Source organism: Vibrio sp. 2132-1, from assembly GCF_033344315.1.
Genome location: NZ_JAWPON010000022.1, coordinates 67,339 through 74,847, shown reverse-complemented (window position 1 = coordinate 74,847; position 7,509 = coordinate 67,339). Strand labels below are relative to the sequence as shown.

Genomic DNA, 7,509 nt, shown 5'->3' with positions numbered 1-7,509 from the left:
ATTTGATCACATGACAAGATGTGCATCTACCTTAAATTTATGATTTTTATCAAAATCATTAGGGGATTCCTCAGAGCGTAGTATCTTTTACTGTATCAATTGTTTCCGATATAGTTTCTTTTGACGAATTAAGAATATTAAATATAATATCAAACTCATTAGTGAATTTCGGTAGATCTTGACTAGCGCACAAATCACCACCCTTCATTTCATTGATTTCATTAAGTAAATGACTTATGCATAAAAGTTCTTTTCTTAAAATCCAGAATAAACCACCGCACAAAAAAACAGCTTGCAAAGATGAACTCACAATAGCTCCAATGAGTTCATCAGAGGGAAGATGTTGAGCGATGTAATACATAGCATATTGGACGATTGCAGAGCTAATCACAAAAAGTACTATGAATAATTTGATTATTTTTTTAATCATTTTATCCCCTACATTGTTTAAAATGCGTAATTCAATACTGCACCAACAAAGTGAACATTCAAATCGTAAACACCATTTAATTGAGTTAAATCGCCATTAGTTAGGTTATCTGGAGCTTGAGTACGAACTGAATTACCATCTAGATGTTCATAGTAGAACTGAGCTTTCATGGCCTCATTAATAAACCAAGTTAAACCTGTTGAGTACTTTGAGATTGGTCCAGTTGGAACGTCCACATTGATTTTCGTAGGATCATCTTGTGGTGACGTCTCGTACGAGTAACCTAGTTCAAATCGCAAGGATTTATTGATCTTAAAATGACCACCGATAGCAGTTGAATATGTATCTTTCCAGCTACGAATAATAGGTGAGTTAGACCCATGGACAATAACATCCGTTTGTTGAACTGCACTTAAATCTTGCCAACCCAAAGTCCACAGTAACGCAACATTATTCTTAACTACGTGATAACCACTAAGTTTTACCTGAGCTGGCATAATTACATTCACTTGAGCAGGAAGTGAACTTTTACCTGAAGGCAACCCTATATAACGTCCTTCAACTTTAAGAGCTAAGTCACCTTCTAATTCATGTTCTATTTGTGAGCGATAGGCAAATCCAATACGGTTAGCATCACTAAACTGGTACATAACACCAATATTCCAACCAAAAGAAATATCGTCGGCAGAAATCTCACCATCTATAACATTGAGTCCGCCGTCGATAGCCGTCGTATTTAATGTTTGATTGATATATGCCATTTCAGCACTTACACCAATACCCAACGATAGTTTGTCATTCACTTTGTAAGCAACGCTTGGGTTTAATTGAGCAGTCAGTAGCAAACCATCTTGTGCCATGATTGAGCCTGAAAATCCGCTACCATAGCCGAAACCAGCCCCTCCAGTGGCCCCCATTGCAATACCGAAGCTAGACTTATCATCTATCTCATTTGTAAAGTAGAAACTGCCGATTGGAAGTAGTTTTTTAAGTGACGTTTCTTTAAAGGAACTTTCGTGCCCACCAACGACGTTTGATCCCATATCGTAATAAGTACTATCAAGATTAAGCAGGCCTAAGTTGGTCGCAATATGTTTTCCTTTTAAGCGAACCATACTCGCAGGGTTTACAAAAGCAGCTTCAGCGCCTTCAGCTACGGCAGCAGAACCTGCGCCAGCCGTACTTGTGCTCAGTTCGCCAAGCTCAGAGAACATATATCCTCCCGCAAAGACTTGCGATGAAAAACCACACAAAATTAACACCACTGCTAAATTTTTACTAACTTCATTTAATAACATAATTATTTAATCTAAATGTTTATATTTAATTTCTGAAAGAAATTTTTTTTCGATGAAGTGGACAGTTTTCTACCACCTTTTTTTAAAAATAATTCTTCCATAAATTTTTTTTCATCTTCATTAACAAAAAACGTGCAGTGAACGTTTAAATTATTCACCAACTCGTTATCGCACATATCGAAGAAACTACCAAAATTACGTACAATAATTGTTTTAGTTGCTTCCATATCAATCACCTATACCTAATTACTTACAGGCAGATCATATAAATTAAGTAACGTTTCCAATTGATTTTTTTGTTCGTACAAATGCTCCATTATCGATTCGTGTATCTCGTTCTCTGAGCTATCAAGGATTCGTCCTAATGCTGATACTGCGCCTGTTAACTCGCTAGTTAGTTCGCTGAATTGATGATGCTGTATAAGTTGAGGTAAAGTTTTTCTTAATAATATTAAACTGCAATGTGCATTAAAAATCGAAGCCGCAACCTCTGGCAACAAATCAAAAGTATTTTCACAATGTAGAAAACTCAAATATTCAACGCAATCCTTACAAATGAACATTTTGTCGATTCCTAGCTCAATAATAATACCATCACCCTTACAGAGCTTACATTTATTTACCATTAATCAATTACCCGAAAAATTATTTTTATATATCATATCTACGAAACATTCATAACACTTATGAATATTTCCATGACGTTCAAATAATTTAATTGATTTATAAACCAAATCATCTCAACGCCCTGTAATACTCACAGTTATCCGATTTTAAGTTTTTTTCTAACTCGAAGAATCACATTCATATCGCTTGAAATTTCTTTGCTGGTTAATATTTATCTCAGTTATTTATGATGTTGTATTTCGTTACTTATACTCGCTCTATTCGCTTTTAAAGAACTCTAAAGATTTGTTTAGTTGGTTTATTCTTTCTGAACTTTCAGCACAGGACTTCTCTGTTTCATTGAAAGCGTTCGAATAGCTCTTAACGTTACTGTTGATCCCATTAATCTGCATTGAAATATCTTGTGTTACACATGACTGTTCACTTGATGCTGTAGCTACCATTGAATTGATTTGCGAAATGTTATCTATTTGTACCGTTATTTCTTGGAATGATGTATTAAGCTCATCACTCGTCTTTGATGATTCATCCATTAAGTGCGAGTTATGCTTCATTAGATTATCGGCAGTTTTCGATTGCTCTTGCAGTTGGTTAATAAAGTCTCTTATTATATCGGTAGATTCTTGGGTGCGGCTTGCTAATGTTCGAACTTCATCAGCCACTACCGCAAACCCTCGACCTTGTTCACCAGCCCTTGCAGCTTCGATGGCAGCGTTAAGTGCAAGTAGGTTAGTTTGTTCAGACACAGCGCTGATCATTTCAAGTACGGTTCCTATTTCTTCCGAATAACCGCGCAATTGACTAACCACTGCGATACTTTCTGCAATAGAAGAGCGTACTTGTTCATTTGTATCCCTTGCGCGCGTTAATACCATAGAACCACGACTAACAGCATCAAGTGCTTCATTTGTTGCTATCTCTGCATCTGAAGCGTTTTTAGCAACTTCCTCGGCGGTAGCGCTTAACTCTGTTGCTGCGGTTGCAACTTGTTCGACGGCAGAAAGCCCCTCGTTTATTTCTTGGGTAACATTTTGCACAACATTAGAGACATTAGCTTGCTTTGTTAACACATCATTGCAGAGTGATTTAGTATCGCCAATGAACGAGCTTATACTTTGTTGCATGGTTGATAATGAATTAGATATTAGATTTATCTCATTATTACTCTTTTTGATCTCGAAACTTCCAAACTGTCCATTAGCCATGTCTCCGATGACATCAACAATCTTTGGTAGTTGATTAAGTTGGCGTTTTAGAACTGCCCCAAGCGCAATACAACAAATAGCACCACCAGTAAAAATCAAGCCAACGAGCCATGTCATTACCGAATGCATATTTTTGATGCTTTCATCCAATGATGTGAACGCTAGAACGTCAAACTGATCATTGATTTCATCTTTTAGAGCAAGGAATGTTTCTCCGCTTTGGTTGGTATACATCATTGAAGATTTATACCGAATTCCTTTTAACATTGGACGTACGTCGTAGATGGATTTAGCTACCCAAGACGCATCGAGTGCAGTTACAATCGTATTGTCTTTTGTTGTAATAGCATAGCTACCAAAGTCTTTACTAAATAGGTATTTACCTAGGTCAATATCCATAGCGTAAACTCCTACTATTTTCCCTCGTTCTTTTATAGGGGCTGATACTGAGACGATAAAATCACCGGATAAGTTCTCTTGTGGAGGGGTCATGTTAAAAGCCGCTCCGTTGACGATAGGCATGAACCAAGATTTATTAAGGCTGCGTGCGTTGTAGCCTTCGATATGCCCTCCTTCTTGAGCAGAAATGGTCTCACCGTCAGGCTTAGCTACATAAACATCGATAACATAATCTTGTGCTTTTGTTGCTTCTACCAACTGATCAAATAGTTCTTTTTCGTTCACAGATTCATTAAAGATAACTAAACTCGCCATACCGATAGTTTGCGTTTCAAGTCTATAAATAGCTGAGTGATAGTTAGTTTTGATTCTTTCAGAACTAGTTTCTACTTCACTGTTAGAAACTAAAGATTGTTCTGAACTAAGTAATATATAGATGGCACCAGTGGTTATTATCGTTATTAATAATAAAATTGATATATATACGTAATAAATTCTTTTTATCATCGTTACATTCGTCTTAATTATGTTTTTTTCAGTCGATGGGGAATATTTATTTTTTAAATTTAAAGTATCACTTATTCACACTAACTCAACCAATTGCATATTTTTCGATGGATATTTAGCAATAACTTTCGTATAAATCTTTGAGTTCTTTGACTATTTCTTTCATAGGCGCATGTAAATTGGCATCAGATGGAAGTTGAGCAAGCTTTATTTCTAGATTTTCAATATTTCTCCTTAACCTTTTTAACTGAAATGGAAAACTATCGAGTTTACTTGTTTCTGGATAAGTTATCTTGAATATTCTCAGGCTCATTTCCGCATGAAATAAAATCTCAAACTCATCATAATTATGCGTTTGTTCTTGGTTATTATATAACCGATTAATAGATGTTAGGCATTCCTCGCAGATAGTTATTGTTCCTATACGTACATGCTTAACGGATACCAATTGGCATATGTTGCAATGCAAAACAAACCCCTGATTAATATTATTGTTTGTTAATGATAAATTTTATCTTTTTCTGAACCATCATCCGATCAGTTATTCATTTTCATCTGAAACTTAAGCAAAGCACAAGGTCGGAACGAAAATAAACATAATATAAAATTCAGTTTTGTGTACCACTATGGCAAAATTGAATACCCTAGGACGTTAATTCATTTCTTGAAATGTTTTTCTGGTTATTGCTTACGTTATATCAAGTATCGATTGATGAGGTTATAATTTTTACTTAACATATAACAAGCTTGAATATTTGAAAAATATCGAGACTTTTGAATAAAACATATCGGTAATGAATATTCTCGTAAGAACTATAGGTGAGATAGAACCAAAGCACTTAAGCCAAGTCGTTTCAGCCGGAGAAATAAAGAAAGACATCGAACAGATTCAGGTAAAAAGTAGATGGCTATCGACGACACAGCTTTAAGAGGAAACTGAAATACATAGTAACTAGGCGCTCCTCACAGTATTATGGCGTAGAATAAACCGGAGGTTTTAGGCTTAGCGAAACTGAAGCCCTCCGCGAGAAGAGTAAATTACCACCTTCTAAAGAAGGTGGCTTTGTGTGAGCCCCCTAAAAGGGGGCCTTTGTTTAGGCCAGCGCCAATTGCTGCTGCTCTACTCGTTCTTGCTTCTCTTGATGCCTTACATATCGGCGTATTATTTCTTCATTGATTCCAACACTATCGACAAAATAGCCTCTTTGCCAACGTGATTACCCCAAAGCCTGTGCTTCCTAAGGTGAGGAAACTTGATTGTATCTACTCATGTTATTTGTCCTCTTTGACTTCTGGAAAAATCAAAGATGCATTTAGCATGAGTAGTTTTACAGGCAAATCCGAAGCGGATGATAACCACCTACTGAAGTAGGTGGTTTAGGGCTGAAAATAAAAATGCAAGCATTCTTGAAGTACTGAATATGTTGAATATTAAAAGAACAACAGTTGCTCTATTTTTTCTACAAAGCATCCATATTTTCGTTTCTCTGCTGAATGCTAATGTAATCTATTACCCAAAACATAATTCTTTATGGCTAGTCAATTGGGCACAGGAAGTCATAAACAGTATTAGCTGATAGAAACATGTTTTCATTTATCCTTAAATATTACGATTAAAGATTGAAATTTATTTATCAATCTTTCATATTCTGTTAGATAAATAAGATATTCGGCATTATGTAACTCAAGAAGGCGTGTACAGAGATAAAGAGAGCTTCACTCGTTTAGAGTCTCACACAAAAGCAGGACTCGGTAACCATCTTCGCAGCAAATTTTGAGCATTGTGGCGTCTTGTGCTTGAAACCAGAGTGAGAGGAATAAGATACCTAATTTCAAAGGTCGCTCCTTTTCTGGTTAAGCTATTCTCTTTAGACAGTTAGTTGTTTTGCAAGTATGGCGTAAGTTATCGTGAACTTGCAAATATGCTCGAATACATTGACTCAGTTACGCGCTCCCAAGCTGGGTTTTGAAATAGGTGCCTGAAAAGAAGAAATGCTTACGCTGATATTAGGAGCCTGGATGGACTTCTTGATGACAGATTAGTGATACCTACATTCGTATCAAAGGACGATGGAGTCAACTTTATCTAACTATCATTGAGTAAGGTGGGACGTTACATTCTACAAAAACACCCTCCTCCTTAGATCAACGGCCGTTCGTATGGGTAAGACTCACTATCCAGTTATTTCCAGAAACGTCAATTGATAGAAATTAACCCTAAATTTTTCATCTTACCAGCGTAGACTAAATAGATGTGCTTGCTGAAGACATTCGTCCAGCGTCGTAGTCATGTTGAAAGAAGGGGTCAACGTCATCACAAATGCCAAAATACGGACGCCCGATAACACCGAGCATATAAGCACTTTGCTCACAATACTCTTGCTTGCCTTGCTGGTAACCCGCTTGATAAGCCATTATGAGTTCTGACGTCGCATGGTTAACATCATCCAGCTTCGCAATTCGCTCCTCAGATAACTCCCGTAATCCATCTAAAGCTGACTGCTTACCAAACACTTGCCAATCGGTCACATTATTCGAAGTCGGTAGTGTTGTTTGTGCGCATGCAGCAAGAAGCAACGCCATTGATCCAATTACGAATGTTTTCATCGTGACTCCTTAGTGTTTAGCTCGTTGCTATTGATAATGTCAGTATAGCTCACACCTTTTGACACCAATCTCCGGAAGCGATTTCTTCGGTTAATTGCTCAGTATCTTGATATAAGTAGATCCAAGCTTGGCCAAAAGGCGTAACGATGCTCTCTCGGCGATATTCCACTGGCACATCTTCTAACCTATCTAGCTCAGATAAGGTTTCACTGTCAATCAGGTACACCTCACCTTGAATCGAGCGTTGCCCAACAGACAACGCTGGATAAGGACCTAAGTCATACATTGCAAATTGAGCATCCGTTTCATGTAAACCAAGAAACTGCGCCGAGCGTAAATACTGATGGTTGTACTCTCCCTTGCGTAACGTGCCGTAGACAAAAATCAAATGCTGCATAACCACTCCTTAGTCATGACTGTGTATACTTAGGTTAAA

Annotated in this window: 6 protein-coding genes and 1 pseudogene; all 7 read right to left on the bottom strand. The window is 37.1% G+C overall.

Annotated features, from left to right (window positions below):
• Positions 1 to 70: 70 nt before the first annotated feature.
• Complete coding sequence (locus tag R8N47_RS20730; protein ID WP_318070322.1) at positions 71 to 430, bottom strand: hypothetical protein; 360 nt, start codon at positions 428 to 430, stop codon at positions 71 to 73.
• A gap of 17 nt (positions 431 to 447) precedes the next feature.
• Positions 448 to 1,728 carry an OmpP1/FadL family transporter gene (locus R8N47_RS20725; RefSeq protein WP_104975819.1) on the bottom strand — a complete coding sequence of 427 codons (1,281 nt, stop codon included), beginning with the start codon at positions 1,726 to 1,728 and terminating at the stop codon, positions 448 to 450.
• Positions 1,729 to 1,739: 11 nt separating this feature from the next.
• Positions 1,740 to 1,955: a hypothetical protein gene (locus tag R8N47_RS20720; RefSeq protein ID WP_104975818.1), complete on the bottom strand. Its 216-nt coding sequence runs from the start codon at positions 1,953 to 1,955 to the stop codon at positions 1,740 to 1,742.
• 657 nt (positions 1,956 to 2,612) lie between these two features.
• Positions 2,613 to 4,466 carry a methyl-accepting chemotaxis protein gene (locus R8N47_RS20715; RefSeq protein WP_104975817.1) on the bottom strand — a complete coding sequence of 618 codons (1,854 nt, stop codon included), beginning with the start codon at positions 4,464 to 4,466 and terminating at the stop codon, positions 2,613 to 2,615.
• Between the two features lie 1,094 nt (positions 4,467 to 5,560).
• Positions 5,561 to 5,721: pseudogene (locus R8N47_RS20710) on the bottom strand (transposase); the annotation flags it as partial.
• Positions 5,722 to 6,710: 989 nt separating this feature from the next.
• On the bottom strand, positions 6,711 to 7,073 hold the full coding sequence (locus tag R8N47_RS20705; RefSeq protein ID WP_064376661.1) for a DUF2799 domain-containing protein: 363 nt from the start codon (positions 7,071 to 7,073) through the stop codon (positions 6,711 to 6,713).
• A 49-nt stretch (positions 7,074 to 7,122) separates the two neighbouring features.
• Positions 7,123 to 7,470: a gamma-glutamylcyclotransferase gene (locus R8N47_RS20700; protein ID WP_017633453.1), complete on the bottom strand. Its 348-nt coding sequence runs from the start codon at positions 7,468 to 7,470 to the stop codon at positions 7,123 to 7,125.
• Positions 7,471 to 7,509 lie beyond the last annotated feature (39 nt).